The organism is Streptomyces sp. NPDC024687, from assembly GCF_055559055.1.
The window spans coordinates 124566-139992 of record NZ_JBVHLJ010000011.1 but is presented as its reverse complement, the minus strand read 5'-3'; the positions used below and the strand labels follow the sequence as shown (position 1 = coordinate 139992).

Annotated in this window: 16 protein-coding genes; 9 read left to right on the top strand and 7 right to left on the bottom strand. The window is 70.0% G+C overall.

Annotated elements, in window-relative coordinates; all coding sequences use genetic code 11:
* Positions 1–6 precede the first annotated feature (6 nt).
* Genes ACZ39I_RS34570 through ACZ39I_RS34560 form a run of 3 tightly spaced genes read left to right on the top strand, consistent with a single transcriptional unit; the run spans position 7 to position 5311 of the window.
* Positions 7–873: a carbohydrate ABC transporter permease gene (locus tag ACZ39I_RS34570; RefSeq protein ID WP_467248863.1), complete on the top strand. Its 867-nt coding sequence runs from the start codon at positions 7–9 to the stop codon at positions 871–873.
* Positions 873–2657 (top strand): DUF2264 domain-containing protein, encoded by a 1785-nt coding sequence (locus tag ACZ39I_RS34565; RefSeq protein ID WP_467248862.1) that lies wholly within the window; start codon positions 873–875, stop codon positions 2655–2657. The genes ACZ39I_RS34570 and ACZ39I_RS34565 overlap by 1 nt, the downstream gene beginning before the upstream one ends.
* The gene (locus ACZ39I_RS34560; RefSeq protein ID WP_467248861.1) at positions 2654–5311 is read left to right on the top strand and encodes a discoidin domain-containing protein; all 2658 of its coding nucleotides are present in this window, start codon (positions 2654–2656) and stop codon (positions 5309–5311) included. The genes ACZ39I_RS34565 and ACZ39I_RS34560 overlap by 4 nt, the downstream gene beginning before the upstream one ends.
* Before the next feature lie 60 nt (positions 5312–5371).
* On the opposite strand, the gene ACZ39I_RS34555 is transcribed toward ACZ39I_RS34560, so the two are convergent.
* The 5 genes from ACZ39I_RS34555 to ACZ39I_RS34535 form a co-directional block, all read right to left on the bottom strand.
* The gene (locus ACZ39I_RS34555) at positions 5372–5962 is read right to left on the bottom strand and encodes a TetR/AcrR family transcriptional regulator (RefSeq protein ID WP_467248982.1); all 591 of its coding nucleotides are present in this window, start codon (positions 5960–5962) and stop codon (positions 5372–5374) included.
* 60 nt (positions 5963–6022) lie between these two features.
* Entirely contained in the window at positions 6023–6808 is a 786-nt protein-coding gene (locus ACZ39I_RS34550; RefSeq protein ID WP_467248860.1) for an oxidoreductase, read from the bottom strand.
* A gap of 272 nt (positions 6809–7080) precedes the next feature.
* Complete coding sequence (locus ACZ39I_RS34545) at positions 7081–8238, bottom strand: oxygenase MpaB family protein (protein WP_467248859.1); 1158 nt, start codon at positions 8236–8238, stop codon at positions 7081–7083.
* 94 nt (positions 8239–8332) lie between these two features.
* On the bottom strand, positions 8333–9388 hold the full coding sequence (locus ACZ39I_RS34540) for a polyprenyl synthetase family protein (protein ID WP_467248858.1): 1056 nt from the start codon (positions 9386–9388) through the stop codon (positions 8333–8335).
* On the bottom strand, positions 9378–9662 hold the full coding sequence (locus ACZ39I_RS34535) for a polyprenyl synthetase (protein ID WP_467248857.1): 285 nt from the start codon (positions 9660–9662) through the stop codon (positions 9378–9380). The genes ACZ39I_RS34540 and ACZ39I_RS34535 overlap by 11 nt, the downstream gene beginning before the upstream one ends.
* Before the next feature lie 247 nt (positions 9663–9909).
* Here ACZ39I_RS34535 and ACZ39I_RS34530 point away from each other — a divergent pair, with 247 nt between their 5' ends.
* Positions 9910–10149, top strand: coding sequence for a hypothetical protein (locus ACZ39I_RS34530; RefSeq protein ID WP_352385602.1), 240 nt, complete (start codon positions 9910–9912; stop codon positions 10147–10149).
* Entirely contained in the window at positions 10149–10526 is a 378-nt protein-coding gene (locus tag ACZ39I_RS34525) for a toxin Doc (RefSeq protein WP_467248856.1), read from the top strand. The genes ACZ39I_RS34530 and ACZ39I_RS34525 overlap by 1 nt, the downstream gene beginning before the upstream one ends.
* Before the next feature lie 26 nt (positions 10527–10552).
* Here the strand turns inward: ACZ39I_RS34525 and ACZ39I_RS34520 are convergent, their stop codons facing one another.
* Positions 10553–11020: a MarR family winged helix-turn-helix transcriptional regulator gene (locus tag ACZ39I_RS34520; protein WP_467248855.1), complete on the bottom strand. Its 468-nt coding sequence runs from the start codon at positions 11018–11020 to the stop codon at positions 10553–10555.
* 63 nt (positions 11021–11083) lie between these two features.
* On the opposite strand from ACZ39I_RS34520, the gene ACZ39I_RS34515 reads away from it, so the two are divergent.
* The 4 genes from ACZ39I_RS34515 to ACZ39I_RS34500 all read left to right on the top strand — a co-directional run bounded on the left by ACZ39I_RS34515 (position 11084) and on the right by ACZ39I_RS34500 (position 14054).
* Positions 11084–11452, top strand: a complete 369-nt coding sequence (locus tag ACZ39I_RS34515; protein WP_467248854.1) for a VOC family protein — start codon at positions 11084–11086, stop codon at positions 11450–11452.
* Between the two features lie 731 nt (positions 11453–12183).
* Complete coding sequence (locus ACZ39I_RS34510; RefSeq protein WP_467248853.1) at positions 12184–12936, top strand: zinc-binding dehydrogenase; 753 nt, start codon at positions 12184–12186, stop codon at positions 12934–12936.
* Between the two features lie 112 nt (positions 12937–13048).
* Positions 13049–13162, top strand: coding sequence for a hypothetical protein (locus ACZ39I_RS34505; RefSeq protein WP_467248852.1), 114 nt, complete (start codon positions 13049–13051; stop codon positions 13160–13162).
* Between the two features lie 115 nt (positions 13163–13277).
* A complete protein-coding gene (locus tag ACZ39I_RS34500) occupies positions 13278–14054 on the top strand; it encodes a nuclear transport factor 2 family protein (RefSeq protein WP_467248851.1) in 777 nt (258 codons plus the stop codon).
* A gap of 19 nt (positions 14055–14073) precedes the next feature.
* Here the strand turns inward: ACZ39I_RS34500 and ACZ39I_RS34495 are convergent, their stop codons facing one another.
* Entirely contained in the window at positions 14074–15315 is a 1242-nt protein-coding gene (locus tag ACZ39I_RS34495) for an MFS transporter (protein ID WP_467248850.1), read from the bottom strand.
* Positions 15316–15427: the final 112 nt, after the last annotated feature.

The following is a 15427-nucleotide window of genomic DNA, read 5'->3' as shown; positions in this document are numbered from 1 at the left end:
GAGGCGATGACCGCTCTGTCGCGCGGCGCCCGCGCCCTGTTCCTGCTCGGCGCGGCCGTCTTCTTCGGACTGCCCCTGCTCTGGCTGCTCCTCGCACCCACCCGCACGGCCGACGACCTGACCACCGGCTCACCCCTCGGCTTCGGCTCGCTGGGCAACGTGGGCGACGCCTGGTCACACCTGACGTCGTACAACGACGGCCAGATCACCCTGTGGATCGGCAACTCGATCATCTACGCGGCGGCCAGCGTGGCCGTCTCGCTGCTGTTGTGCGTCCCCGCGGGCTATGCCCTGGCCAAACACGACTTCGCCGGCCGCCGAGCCCTGCTCACACTCTCCATCGTGACGATGATCCTGCCCCCGGCCGCGCTGGTGCTCCCGCTGTACCTCGAGATGTCGGCACTCGACCTCACCGGCACGGTCTGGTCGGTGATCCTTCCGCTGTCCTTCTACCCCTTCGGCGTCTACCTCGCCTTCCTCCACTTCCAGGCGAACCTGCCCGACAGCCTGCTGGACGCCGGACGCGTCGACGGGGCGAGCGAACTGCGGCTGTTCTGGTCGCTCGCGGTGCCGCTGGCCCGCCCCGCCATCGCGCTGATCGCCTTCTTCGGCTTCGTCCGCTGCTGGACCGACTTCTTCCTGCCCTTCGTGATGCTCTCCGACGACCGCACCTTCACCCTCCAGCTCGGCCTGATGTCCCTGCTGCAGTCCACCGGCGCGGTCAACAACTCCAGCGGCTTCGCCGACCTCGACATCCACCAGCCGGAGGCGGCCCTGGCGGGACTCGTGGCCTGCGCGCCGCTGCTGATCGGTTTCGTCCTGGCCCAGCGCTTTCTGCGCACCGGGCTGCTGGCCGGGGCGGAGAAGGGCTGATGGGCGAGGACGCACGCACCGAAATGACCTACCGGGTGAGGGACTTGACAGATCCCCTGGTGCCCCGCTTCAGCGCGGGCCGGGCGCGCGTACGGCTCGGCGTGAACACGGCGATCCACGACGACACGGCCGCCGAACTGGAGGCGTTCGCCCGGCCGTTGTGGGGCCTGGCGCCCCTCGCGGCGGGCGGACAGGCCGTACCGCACGCCGAGTTGTGGGTCCGGGGACTCGCCCACGGCAGCGATCCCGCGCACCCGGAGTACTGGGGCGAGCCCGTCGACCACGACCAGCGCATCGTCGAGATGGCCGCCATCGGCTTCGCGCTCGCCCTCGCCCCCGAGCTGTGGTGGGACCCGCTGACCGGCCCCGAACGCGACCGGCTCGCCCGCTGGCTGCTCAGCGCGCTGCCCCGGGAGACCACCGACAACAACTGGCTCTTCTTCCCGGTGCTGATCAGCCTTGCCCTCGACCGGGTGGGGGTGCCCTACGACCGCTCACTGATCACCACACGCCTCGACCGTCTGGAGAGCTTCTGGCTCGGAGACGGCTGGTACGCGGACGGCCCCACCGAGCGCCGCGACTACTACGTCCCGTGGGCCATGCACTTCTACGGCCTGCTCCACGACACGCTGACCGGCGGCGACCGCTTCAAGGACCGGGCGGCGCGGTTCGCCGACGACTTCCGGCACTGGTTCGCCGACGACGGCGCCGCCGTCCCGTACGGCCGCAGCCTCACCTACCGCTGGGCGCAGGCCGCCTTCTGGGGCGCGCTGCCGTTCGCGGGCGTCGACGTACTGCCGTGGGGTGAGGTGAAGGGATACCTGCTACGGCATCTGCGCTGGTGGCAGGGGCAGCCGGTGACCGGCCCCGACGGGCTGCTGTCCGTCGGATACGGCTATCCGCAGCCCGCGCTGGCCGAGCAGTACAACGCGCCGGGCTCGCCCTACTGGTCGCTCAAGGCGTATCTGCCGCTCGCGCTGCCCGAGCAGCACGCGTTCTGGACCGCGAAGGAGGAACCGGCACCCGCCGCCCTGCCCGCCGTCAGCGCCCAGCCGCACGCCGGGGCGGTGCTGATGCGCACGCACGGCGACGTCACCCTTCTCGCCGGGCGCCAGCACCACCCGTGGGTACGCCACGGCGCAGAGAAGTACGCCAAGTTCGCGTACTCGACCCGCTTCGGCTTCAGTCTGCCGAACGGCACGCTCGGCCTCGAACAGGGCGCGTACGACTCGATGTTGGCCCTGAGCGACGACGGCGGGGCGCACTACCGGGTGCGCGAGGAACCGGCCGCCCACTACGTCACCGCCGACACGGTCCTCAGCACCTGGCACCCATGGCCCGACGTGGAGATCACCACCTGGCTGACGGCCGCCGCGCCCTGGCACGTGCGCGTCCACCGCCTCCGCACCGCGCGCGCCCTGCACACCGCCGAGGGCGGCTTCGCCGTCGACCGGGACGCGAGCACGGACCGCGACGCCGGGCCGGGACAGGCACGGGTGTCGGCCCCCGCGGGCGTCACCGGACTGCGAGACCTCGACGGCCGGCGCGAGGGCGAGGTCGTCGACTGCCTGCCCGGCACGAACGTCCTCGCCCGACGCACCGCCCTGCCCGTACTCGTCGGCCGACTCCCGCCCGGTGAGCACTGGTTGAGGTGTGCCGTGCTCGGTGCCCCGGCCGGGCACGAAGCGGACACGGCGTGGCGAGAACCCCCGCCTCTCACCCAGAGGACGCCCCTCCCACATCCCCCGACCACCGCACATCCGACGACTGGAGACGGGACTTGAGACTCAGACATCTGTCCGTACTGGCTGCGGTGACCGCCCTGCTGACCTTCCCGGTGCAGGCGCAGGCGGCGCAGTCCGGCCACACGTATCACGTCGCCCCCCGGGGCAACGACCATGCCCACGGCACAAAGGCAAGCCCTCTGCGCACCATCGGCGCCTGCCTCGACCGCGTCCACCCCGGCGACACCTGCTTGATCCACCAAGGCACCTACCGCGAACAGCTCACTCCTCCTTCCGGCACCGAGGGCGCCCCGGTCACGATCGCCGCGTACGGCGACGGCCCGGTGACCGTCGACGGAACGGAAAAGGTGACCGGCTGGAAGGACGCGGGCGGCGGACTGATCGCCGCCGACACCGACCTGCCGCCCGACCCCGACTTCAACGCGGTGTTCCTGGACAACACCCGGGCCGCGGAAGGCCGTTGGCCCAACTCAGGGGCCGATCCGCTGAACGCGACCTGGGCCGAGGCCGACACCACCTCCACCGACCAGCACATCGACGACACCGACCTGCCCGACGCCGACTGGACCGGCGCCACCGTGCATCTGTGGGCGGGCTCCAACCCGTGGGCCCAGCAGACCGGCACGGCCACGGCCTCGGCACCCGGCAAGCTGGACTTCAAGGGCGGCAACTACCGCTGCACCCCGCTCTGCATGGGCAACCAGCCCTACCGCAACTACTACCTCGTCGGATCGAAGGCCGCCCTCGACCAGCCGGGGGAGTGGTACTACGAGAAGACGGCGCACCGGCTCTACCTGGTCCCCCCGAAGGGCGGCATCGCCGGACACACGGTGACCGCCAAGCACCGGCTGTGGGGCGTCGACCTGAGCGACAGCTCGTACGTCACCGTGCGGGGACTGAACCTGTGGGGAACCTCCCTGCGCACGGGCACGGCCAGTACAGGAGTCGTGGTCGACCGCCTGCACGCCACATACATCTCCGAGTACTCCACCCTGCCCATGCCGCCGGACAGCGACCTCGCGATCGAGCCGGCCGAGGGCCACATCGTCGCCTCCCGCATCCTCGACTCCGGCATCCAGATCCGCGGTACCGGAAACACGCTGAAGAACAGCGAGATCGCGCAGTCGGCCGGTGACGGAGTCCTGGTCCGCGGCACCGGCAACACCGTCACCAACAACTACATCCACGATGTGGGCTGGATGGGCAGCTACACCCCCGGCATCGAGATCAACGGCAACGGCCACACGGTCACCCACAACACGATCCGCCGCACCGGACGGGCGGCCATCGACACCGCCTACCAGATCAACGGCACCGAGTACCACGACAACCGCATCGCCTACAACGACATCTCCGAGGCGATGCGCACCTCCCGCGACGGTTCACCCTTCTACGTGTGCTGCTACCTGAACGGCACCCGAAGCTCCATCGACCACAACACCGCGCACGACTCCAGCGGCCAGAACGGCTACTACGTCGACAACTACTCCGGCCACTTCAAGCTGCACCACAACGTGGCCTGGAACACCGGCGCCCGGGGCGTCTACTTCAACGGTCACACCGGCCCCAGCATCGCCAACGAGGACCACAACTCCAGCTACGGCGTGGGCATCGGTACCGCCTCGTCCGCCCTCGGCGGCGCGACGGACGCGTCCGGCTCGTACCTCAGCAACATCATCGGACCCAAGCCGGTCACCGCGACGCAGACCGGCAACCCGCTGCCGATCGTCCGCTCCAACCTGATCAGCACCACCCCCGGCTACACGGACGCCGTCAACGGCGAGCTGTGGCTGACGCCCGGATCGCCCGCCATCGACGCCGGCGAGGTGGTCGACGGCATCACCACCGACACCCTGGGCACGGCTCCGGACCAGGGCGCCTACGAGTACGGCGCACCCATCTGGTCCACCGGCTGCGACCTGCCCGGTTGTCAGCAGCGGGTGCGGCACGGCAACTGGAGCGCCACCGCGAGCGACGGCACCGACGCCGCCGTCACCGTCGACGGCGACATCAACACCCGCTGGACGGGTGCCGCCCCGCAGGCCGCCGGCCAGTCCCTGACCGTCGACCTCGGCGAGAGCAAGACGTTCAACCGGCTCTCCCTCGACGCGGGCCGCGACACCGGCGGCCGGCAGCCGTACGGCTTCATGGTCTCCGTGAGCAGTGACGGCACGCACTGGGGCAAGCCGCTCGCCCGGGTCTCCGGCCGCTCCTTCACCCAGGACGCGGTCTTCCCCCGGCAGACCACCGCCCGCTACATACAGATCACCCTCACCGCGAGCGGCCCCACGCCCTGGGTCGTCAACGACATCCGGCTGTACGGCGACGGCCCCGACGCCACCTCGACGCTCCAGGCCGAAAACGCGACGACTGTACGGGGCGCGGGGCGCGGCACGGCGGCCACCGGGGTCCTCGACTCCGGCGACTGGGTGGCCTTCCGCAAGGCGAACATCAGCGGAAAGCACCTCACCGTACGGCTCGACTCCCTTTGCGCCCGGGCCTGCTCGTTCCAGCTGCGCCTGGACGCGCCGGACGGTCCAGTGGCCGCGGTCGTGCCCGTCACGGGTACCGGGAACTGGCAGGAACTGTCCGTGCCCCTCAAGCGCGAGGTCATGGGCGCGCACGACCTCTACCTCGTGGCGAAGGGCACGGGCCGGGTCGCCGCGCTCGACTGGCTGACGATCAGGCCCTGACACACGAGCGTCGGACCGGGCCGGGCGACAGGACACGGAACCCCGCCGCCCGGCGGCTCTTCAGCCGTTCTGCTCGGCGTCCAGAAGTGCGAGGGCGTCGCGGATGCCCTGTGCGAGGAGTCGGTCGGCGAGTTGCCGGTCGGGCAGGGCACGGGAGAGCTGCAGTGTCCCGGCCATCATGCCGAGGAGGCTGAGTGATGTCAGACGGGCCGAGGACGGGTCGTGGGGTGCCAGGCGGGCAGCGAAGCCGTCGATGAGGGTCAGCACGCCGGCGGTGTACGCCTGCCGGGTGGGATCGGTGGAGCGTGTGATCTCGTCGAGGAGGGCGGCGTTGGGGCAGCCGTCCTCGATGTTGTCGCGCTGTCCGGGGGAGAAATACCAGCGAACGATCTGCTCGAGACCGGCGCGGCCGGGTGCCGCGTGGGCGACGATGTTCTCGTGCTGGGCGCGCATCTGCTCGGCGACCGCGGTGGCGACGAGGTGGTCCTTGGAGGGGAAGTAGGCGTAGAAGGTGCCGTTGGTCAGGCCCGCGTCCTTCATGAGCGTGGCGATTCCTGAGCCGTCGATGCCGTTGCGCTTGAGCCGACGGCCGGCCGTCTCGACGATCCGCTGCCGTGTCTGCTGTTTGTGTTCTTTCGGGTACCGCACGATGTGTTCCTCTGTCGCGGCCGGGGCTCGGACTCCGGCCGCCGGCCTGGACGGGTCGGAGTGTCAGTTCGGCATCCGGTTGAACCTGCGGACGATGCGGTCGAAGATCCGGGGAGGCAGGACGCGGTGGAACACGCTGATGCCGGCGGCCGTCGTACCGGCGGTGCGCCGCAGTCTCGGGTTGCGGTCGGTGGCCGCCGCTACGATGACCTTGGCGACGGTGGCGGGATCGTCGCCGCCGCTGGTGTTCTTGGCCAGCACCTCGTCGAAGGTGCGCCGTCCCGACGCGTAGAGCGGCATCGGGGTGTCGCCCTGCACGCTGTGGTCCCCGAACGGGGTGTTGATCGGGCCGGGCTCGACGAGCAGGATCCGGACGCCGTGCTCGCGGACCTCGTGGTCCAGCGACCCGGAGTAGCCCTCGACCGCGTGCTTGGTCGAGGTGTAGACGGCCATGAACGGGCTGGGGACGAACCCGCTGAGGGAAGAGACGTTGATGACGCGTCCGCGCCGCTGCGCGCGCATGTGCGGCAGGACCGCCTTGGTCATCCGCATGATGCCGTAGACGTTGACGTCGAAGACTTCCTGCGTCCGGGCGACGGAGAACTCCTCGGCGGCACCGTTGGCGCCGACGCCGGCATTGTTGACCAGGACGTCGATGCGCCCGCACCGGTCGATCACCTGCTTGACCACGGAGGCGACCGATTCGTCGCTGGTCACGTCGAGGTCGAGGTAGCTCACCCCGGCGGGCGCGGTGACCCGCGCGGTGTTGCGAGCGGTCCCGATCACCTCGAAGCCCGCCGCGGCGAAGGCGCGGGCCGTCTCCTTACCGACCCCCGATGAGGCAGGCACCCGTCACGAGTACCACCGGTCGATTTGTCGCCATCACGAGCTCCCTGGGTTCTGGCGCAAACGCGTATATCTTACGGACGTAAGTCTTACGGTCATGCGACCATAGGAGGGTTATCGGGCGATGGCAAGTGGTCATGAATCAGACGGTTGGGCGTCGGCGGCTCCGCTAGGTGGCCGGGGCGGACGACCATCAGCCGACAGGACCGTCTGCCGGCATGGCAGCCGTGCTTCCGGCCGATCCGCCTCACCGGGCCCACCTGGGCGGCGGCGTGTCAGACGGTGCTGGTCGGTGGGGTCCACCGGCGGGTGCGGGGGACTGTGCCGGTGATGCCGTAGTCCTTCTTGAGGGTTTCGGGGATCGCGTAGTGCATGACGCGTCCACGGGTGAGGGAGGACAGTTCGAAGACCGTGGTGAGGTGGCCGAGGCGGTCCAGGGCCCAGGCGCCGAGCGGCGACCGGTCCTCGATGGTCTCCAGGACGCCGAGGAGGTGCGGTACGGCCTTGACCGCGGTGTCCCACGAGGTGCGCGGCACACGGAGCCAGTCGGCGCAGGTGTCGCCGATGAGGTGGCGGATGAGGGCGGAGACGACGGGGTCGAAGAAGGTGCCCGGTACCACCTCCTCGTAGAGGTCGATCAACCCCCGGGTCAGCTGGGCGCCCTCCTCGGACGGCCCCATGTGCCGCACCATGTACAGGTCGAGGAACTGGCGGGCTTCGTCGAGGGTCAGGGGTACGGCGTTCTGGTCGACGCCCAGCATGGCGCCGACGACGCGCCACGCGTAGTAGTACGCCTCCGCGCCCTCGGTCGACATGTGGATCCCGAGCCGGTGCAGGCTGTCCAGGACGAGCAGGGAGAAGAACATCTGCCCGCCGATCATGTCCTCCTGGCAGATCGGCGTGCCGTGCACCGCGGTGTCCCAGTGGTTCTCGCGGGCGAGGTGGTGGCGGATGGAGGCGTGCAGGAGGCGTACCTTCTGGGCGGCGGGGATGAAGCGGCTGCCGGCCTCGAAGGCGTCGGGCTGCATCAGATGGACGGTGAACTGCCCGGTCTCCGCCATCCGTTTGGACGGGTACTTCAGGCCGTGACTGGCCGACAGCAGCTTCGCCACGTGCGGGACGACGTAGCAGGCGGGCATGGCGGCGAAGGACAGCGCGGTGGAGATGTGCACGTTGTTGTCGATGAAGAAGAGCCGTGCTTGCTCCATCTGCGCCCAGTCCACCCAGGGCGGCGGGGTGCGGGTGACTTCGAGATACTCGCGTGCGACATCGGGCAGACCGTCCGGCAGGGGAGCGCCGGCGGTGGAGACGTAACGCATCAGGGTGTTGAACGTGCCCACCTCCCCGCGTGCGAAGAGCTCGGCGACGGTGGCGTCGGCGAGTTCGTCCCCGGCCCGCCGCAGGGCGTCCAGTGATGCCTCGGTGTAGGCCATGGCAGGGTTCCTCGTCTTCCTCTGGAGGGTCCACGACAGCCGGGAGGGTCGGCTGCCCGGGGCGCCACGAGCCCGTGCCGCCCTGATGGCAGGGTCAGGAAAGGCGTACCGCCGCGGAATGGGCCAGCGCGGACAGTCCGTGGGCGGCGTGCGCCGGTAGATCCAGTTCGTGGAGGACGCCGAGAGCCTCCTCGACCCGTGCCCCGATCATGTGCTCGATGCGGTCGGGCGCCTTGAGCCGGCGCATCACCGCGCGCACCCTGTCCAGCGCCTCCCCGTCCAGGTCGTTGCGGCCCAGCAGGGAGTGCAGCACCGCGCGTTCCGCGTCGTCGGCGAGCCGCCATGTCTCCGCCAGCAGCGCCGTGGGCCGCCGGCCGCGCACATCGTCGGCATTGGCCTTGCCGGTGAGCTCGGGGTCGCCGAACAGCCCGAGCAGGTCGTCCCGGAGCTGGAACGCCTCGCCCAGCGGCAGCCCGTACGCGGAGTAGCCCTCGCGCAGCCGCGCGCCCGCGCCGGCCAGCGCACCCCCGATCAACAGGGGCTGTTCGACGGTGTACTTGGCGGTCTTGTACCGGATCACCTTCAGCGCCGTCTCGGTGTCAGGACCGGCACCGGTGCGCAGGATCTCCAGGCACTCGCCGGCGATCAGCTCACGGGCCATCACCGCCCACAACGGGCGGGCCCGGACGAGATACGCGGCGGGCACACCACTGGTGGCGAACAACTGCCCGGCCAGCGCCATCAGCAGGTCTCCCACCAGCATCGCGAGCGACCGCGCGGCGGCATCGGCGTCCGGACGAGCCCCTACGGCCCCGCGCAGGGCGACGTGCGTGGTGGGCCGGCCGTGCCGCAGCGGGCTGTCGTCGATGAGGTCGTCATGCACGACCGCGGCGGCGTGCACCAGCTCCATCGAGGCTGCCGCCCGCACGAGTGCTTCACTGTCCGGCTGTCCGACCGCCCGCCACCCCCAGTAGCAGAACGCCGCTCGCAGCCGTTTGCCGTCCGCGACCGCCGCCTCCAGCCCCTGGGCCACGGCGCCGAGCATCGGGTCGACGGCCGCGAACTCATCGGCCTCCCGGGCCACGAACCTCCGCAGCACCTCGTCCACACGGGCCTTGAACGCGGTCGGCTCCCACCGCTCATACGCCACCGGTGGCCTTCCGGGCCAGGGCGCGCTGGGCAAGGATCTCCAAGTGGGCCGGGGGCACGGTCGCATACCGGTCCAGCACCAGACGGCCACGCGCCATGAGCTCGTGTTCCGCCTCCGCGGCCAGCTCGGTGGCGTCGGACCGGCGCAACAGCCCCCGTACCGTCCCCAGGGCCGAACCCACGGTGCTCACCGCCAGATCGGCCAGTCCGGCAGCCAGCAACAGTGCCTGCCTGTCGCTGGTCGAGCCTCCGCGCGGTCCCGTTTCTCGCGTCACGCCATCCCCCTCATCCGCCGTGCAGCCCTGGGCGCACACCGCCCTCCCGAGCATCCCGGCATGCGCGCTGCGACCGGGGAAGAACTCACGATCGAGTGATCCCTCCGCTCTGCAGTGCGGATCCGGGCAAGGGCGACGCCGAGCTGCCGGCCGAACCGGGCAGAACCGAACCGCTGCTCGCCCGGTCTCGCAGGGCGGCTGTGCTGACGGTTCACACACTCGGTACCTACTAGGTACCATCTCGTGTATGCCATCCCTGAACGTGCCGTTCACCGAGGAAGAGCTCGAAGGTGTCCGCGCGGCTGCGGCCGCCGAGGGCAAGAGCCTCAAGCAGTACCTGCACGACCTCGGTGTCCGCGAAATGCAGCGCAAGCAGTTCATCGCGGGCGCGAGCGCCTGGGCCGACCGGCTGCGTCAGGAGTTCGACGACGCCTTCCCGGACGAGGTTCCCCCCGCGGAGCGCCCCGGCGGGGCCGCGGCCGCCTGATGCACCTCCATATCGACGTCTCCTGGCTCCTCGACGTCCAGGAGACCGCCCTCGGCTCCGAGGACATGTCGGTCGCCGACTACTCCGCCCTGGTCGCCGCTGTGGCCCGGCACAGGACCAAACTGCCCACCCTCCGGGCAGCCGACCCGGATGCCGCGTGGCGGGCGGCCGCGCTCATGCACACGATCGTGCGCCTGGAGCCGCTCCCGCACCGCAACAGCCTGTACGCCGCGTTCGTCGCGGCCCAGTACATGGACCAGTCGGGCGAGGGCATCGACCCGCCGTACGGCGCACTGTCCGACCTCGTGCGCAAGATGCGCGATGCCCGGCTGCGCGTTCCCGAGATCGCCGAGCAGCTGCGCTCCTGGAAGATCTGACCAGGGGACCCCGGCCCTCCGAAGAGCTATGCACCGGTCTTGTCTCCATTGTCATCGCGCAAGGACCGGATCATGCTCTGCAGGATTCGCAACGCCCCCGACTGCTCGGCCTCGGTCAAGCCGGCCAGCATTCTGATCTCGACGGACCGGACCGCCACGCTCGCCTTCTCGAGGACCCGCCGACCGCGAGGCGTGAGCCGGGTGGGAAGAACCTTCCCCACCGGGGCTGCCTCGGGCCTGGTCACGTAGCCGTCGCGTTCCAGGGCCTGGAGCAGCACGTTCATCGACTGCCGTGTCACGAACGCGCCCCGCGCGAGTTCGGAGTTCGACAAGCCCGGTCGCTGAGCCAGCAGTTCGAGGCAGGAGTAGCGCGTCACGCTCATCCCGAGTGGCCGCAGCACATCCTCCATGGCTGAGCGCAGGGCGCTCGAAGCCTCCTTCAGCAGGTAGCCCAGCGATTTGTCCAGGTCGACCCCGGCGTGGTTTTGACTCATGTCAGGATTCTGACATACCTTGACCCGTGTCAGGAATCTGACACGGAGAGAAGGAGCATCCTCATGCCCGCCACCGGTCCCGACTTCATCTCGCTCCAGGCGCGCGACCTCGACGCCTCGCAGGCGTTCTACGAGCAGTACCTCGGCCTCGTCCGCTCGCAGACCGGACCTCCGCACGCCGTCGTCTTCGAGACGAAGCCGATCGCGTTCGCACTCCGCGACGTCATTCCCGGCACCGATCTCGCATCCGTCGCCCGGCCCGGCATCGGTGCCGCGATCTGGCTCCACGCCACAGACGTCCAGGACATTCACGACGCGCTCGTCACCGACGGTCACACGATCGTCTCCGCACCGATCGACGGCCCCTTCGGCCGGACCTTCACCTTCGCCGACCCCGACGGCTACCACATCACCCTCCACGACCGCGCCTGACCGTCGAAGCGCCGCCCATCGCCGATCCCCGGGCGTGACTTGAGTGGTTGGAAGGCACGGCTGACGGGTGGCCGGCCTGTCGGCAAGATCGTGGTCCAGCCCGGCACCGCGGTGATCACGCTGGCTCGGTCCCACGGACAGGGCGCTGAGCAGCCAGGACTGGCCGGCCAGGGGCCAGGGGTGGCCACCCACGCGACGAGTTCCGTGGCAAAGCGCAGGGCAGACGCGGCGCGGTGGTCCGGCCGTTCCGAAGTGCTCTCCCCACCAGCGGTGTTGGCCACCCGCGGACGGTCTCACCGCGCCCGGCCCCGCCGCCACGGTCGGGCACAGCCCGTGACCCCCGCAAGCCGCGAACGCAAGGGTGTCGCCAACCGAACGGCTCGGTCGAACCGCACGGGGCGCGCAACGGCGTGTGACCGCTAAGTGTCTCGTTGACGTCGGAGCCGAGGACCGGAAACTGGTCGGCGAGTACGCCGTTCTCCGTGGACCGAACCGGTGCGCGGCCACCAGGCATGGAACCAGGAAAACCCGCACTCCGATCAGCAGGTGGAACAAGCCGCCCGGGAAGCCCGTCAGGCAGAAGAGGAACGGGCGGAATCCCAGCCGTTCAGCTATCCGTACCCCGAACGCCGCGCGAATATCCGGGCCACCCGCCACATCACGCGGGAAGAGGCCGACGCGGACGTCACTCCAGGAGTCCCGGGCGGTTACGGCAGCACCTGGTGCGGCGGGTGCTGCCGGTACCCGCCGCCGGCCAGGCACTGGTGCGGGTCGAGTCGACCGCGGTGTCCTTCGCGGAGAGCGCGATGCGCCGGGGCCGCTACTACGGCCAGCCCGCGTTCCCGTTCGTGCCCGGATACGACCTTGTCGGCGTCGTCGAGGTCGTCGGCCCCCGAGTGGACCGCGCCCTGGTCGGCCGCCGGGTCGCCGCGCTGACCAAGACCGGGGGCTGGGCCACGGCCGTACTGCTTGCCGCCGCCGACCTGGTCGAGGTGCCCGACGGAATCGACCCGGACGAGGCGGAGACGCTGATCGTCAACGGTCTGACCGCCTACCAGATGCTCCACACCAAGGCGAAAGTGCAGGCCGGGCAGACCGTCCTCGTGACGGGCGCCGCCGGGGGAGTGGGCTCGATCCTGGTCCAGCTCGCCCGGAACGCCGGCGCCCGCGTGATCGGCACGGCGAGCCCGCGTCATCACGAGGCGCTGCGCGCCCTCGGCGTCGAGCCGGTCGACTACCGCGCCCCCGACCTGGCCGCCCGCGTCCGCGCACTGGCTCTCGACGGTGTGGACGCCGCGTTCGACCACCTCGGCGGCGCGAGCGTCACCCACTCATACCGACTGCTCAACCGCACCGGCACGCTGGTCTCCTACAGCATCGCGGCCGCGCTCGACGGTACCCGCCCGATACTGCTCGACTTCCTGCCCCTGCTGGCCAAACTGGCGTGCTGGAATCACCTGCCCACGCGCAGGCACGCGAGCTAGCTTCTACGACATCTGGGCGGGCGCCGGCAAGCCGGACTCGGCCAAGCGCGAGGCGTTCCGGGACCGGACCCGTACGGACCTCACCCACGTCCTCAACCTGCTGCGCGACGGCGTGCTCACCGCACAGATCGCCGCACGCTTCCCGTTGGCCGAGGCCGCCGCGGCGCTGGAACTGGCCGAATCGTCCACCCGCACGACCCCCGGCAAGGTCATCCTCACGCCCTGATGTCAGGGCCCGGACGGCGACTCGAACGAGTACCTGAAGAGCCTACCTGAATAAGTTATCTTATTGAGCTGTAATGTGTGGTGGTGATGCGCGCCGTACCCGTGAGGAGACGAGCATGAGCCGACTTGGAGCCTGGACGCCGACGACGCTCGAAGAGCGACTCGACCGAATGGAATCGCTGGCCGAGATCCGCCAACTCCCCTACCGGTACGCGCTGGCGCTCGACTCACGGGACATGGACGCCGTCGCGGACCTGTTCGTGCCCGACGTGCGGGTGGGACGCGACGAATCCGGCCGCGCGGCACTGCACCGCTGGTACACCGAGGCCATGCGAGCCTCGAGAACCACGATCCACCAGGTGACCAACCACATCGTGGACTTCGACGACGCCGACCGCGCCCGAGGCGTCGTCTACTGCCGGGACCAGCTCGAACGGCCCTCCACCGGCCACTGGGAGGTGGGGGAGTTGCAGTACTGGGACGACTATCTGCGCGTGGACGGCGAGTGGTGCTTCCGACGGCGGAAGTTCCACCGCTGGTACCTGACCGACGCACTGTCCAGACCCGCACACGGCACCGGCGTGAACGACGGCAGCGACCCGCTCGGTGCCCGCCCGCTGCCCGAGTCCTTCCCGACCTGGGCGCGTACTGGAACTCCACCGACAGCCACGCTCCCCAAGCCTGACCGCCCATGCCTCCCGACGCCCTGCTGCACGGGTTCTCGAGTGGTCCCCGGCACGTGCGACCGCCGACGCGGACTTCGAGCGGGACTCGCATCTGGTGATCCACAGTACGAGGATGATGAGTGTTTCCTGCGCGCATCCCGGCGGTCGACGTGCCGTCGATCGTCCTCGACCCGACCGACGCCCACTCCTTGGCCCAAGGCCCCGTAGACGTAGTCGGATGACACGATCACGGCCTGCTCGGTGGCGAAGCGGGCGGTGTCCTCGTAGAACCCGTGGCCGTGCTCCCTGTCCATCGGCTCAGGCCTACGGCGACCGCGGTGACGGCGGCGCAGGCGCACCCCACGGCGAGGAAGCCGTGCGCCGTGAACAACGGGGCGAGGGCGGCGGCACCCACGGCGACGGCGAGGTTGGTCGCGAGGCTGTAGAACGCCAGGATGGTGCCGCGGTGCTGCTGTGAGCGTTCACTGAGTAGCGTGCTGAGCAGGGTGACGACCAGGCTCTGGAGAATGCCCCAGCCGAAGAGACACACCGCCAGCGGCGCCGTCCAGTGGATGAGCAGCGGCACGCCTACGAGCGCGGGCACCAGCCCGGCAAGTGAGGCGGTCAGTACGCGCTCCTTGCCCAGCCGGTCGGCGAACCTGCCCGTGACGAAACTCGAGGCGAAACCCAGCCCGTACAAAAGGATCATGACGCCGGTCAGGGTGCTTTCGGAGCCGTAGCGGTATTCCAGCGCGGTACCGAGGAACGTGTACATGCCGTACCAGCCCAGCATCACCAGGAAGGTCGCCAGCACGTACGCCGGGACCCGTGCTGTCAGGAAGGCCCGGGCCGCCGACCGTGTCCATCCCGCCGCTGGCTGGGTGGCGTCGTCCGCGCTTGACTGCCGCTCGCCGCCGGTGCGGAGCATCGCCGACAGGACGAGAGCACCGAGCAGCGACAGCAGGCCGAAGGACCACCGCCAGCCCAGCCACTGCCCGATGAAGGATCCCATCGGCACGCCCAGCACCAGCGACAGCGACCAGCTCGAGACGAGGATCCCCATGGCCTTGGCGCGGTGCTTGTAGGGGATCTGGTCCCCGACGAAGGCGTAGGCGGTGGGCACGAACGCGCCCGCCGCCAGGCCGGCCAACGCCCTGCCGGTGAAGAACAGGCCTGTTCCCGTGGCGCACGCGCAGAGCACCGTGCCCACGATGAACACCGCCATCCCGACCGACAGACTCAGCTTGCGTGAGACCCGGTCACCGAGGGGCGCGAAGACCAGCGCGCCCAGGGCGGTCGTGGCGCCGTAGACACTGACCGAAAGCGCCATGACGCCGACCGTCGTGTCGAACGATGTGGCCATGCGCACCAACAGCGGTGAGACGACCAGTTCCTCCGAGCCGACGGTGAAGATTCCCGCCATCAGCCCGAGGACCGCCAGCAGGGGGAAGCCGGCCGGGTCCTCGCGCTTGTCGTGTTGGTACGACACTCCAGCAAAGCCCTTCCCTCGCCGCGTGCGGTCTGTCAGTGGATCGAGTCCGCTCTCGTCCCACAGGCAGGTCAACTACCCGCCGTCGACCGAGATCTGTCGACAGATCGCA

Excerpts from the sequence above, each read along its gene's own strand:
- ACZ39I_RS34570 (WP_467248863.1), top strand. The coding sequence starts at position 7 with ATGACCGCTCTGTCGCGCGGCGCCCGCGCCCTGTTCCTGCTCGGCGCG.
- ACZ39I_RS34565 (WP_467248862.1), top strand. The coding sequence starts at position 873 with ATGGGCGAGGACGCACGCACCGAAATGACCTACCGGGTGAGGGACTTG.
- ACZ39I_RS34545 (WP_467248859.1), bottom strand. The coding sequence starts at position 8,238 with ATGGCCTACACCGAGGCATCACTGGACGCCCTGCGGCGGGCCGGGGAC.
- ACZ39I_RS34530 (WP_352385602.1), top strand. The coding sequence starts at position 9,910 with ATGCCATCCCTGAACGTGCCGTTCACCGAGGAAGAGCTCGAAGGTGTC.
- ACZ39I_RS34525 (WP_467248856.1), top strand. The coding sequence starts at position 10,149 with ATGCACCTCCATATCGACGTCTCCTGGCTCCTCGACGTCCAGGAGACC.
- ACZ39I_RS34520 (WP_467248855.1), bottom strand. The coding sequence starts at position 11,020 with ATGAGTCAAAACCACGCCGGGGTCGACCTGGACAAATCGCTGGGCTAC.
- ACZ39I_RS34515 (WP_467248854.1), top strand. The coding sequence starts at position 11,084 with ATGCCCGCCACCGGTCCCGACTTCATCTCGCTCCAGGCGCGCGACCTC.
- ACZ39I_RS34500 (WP_467248851.1), top strand. The coding sequence starts at position 13,278 with ATGAGCCGACTTGGAGCCTGGACGCCGACGACGCTCGAAGAGCGACTC.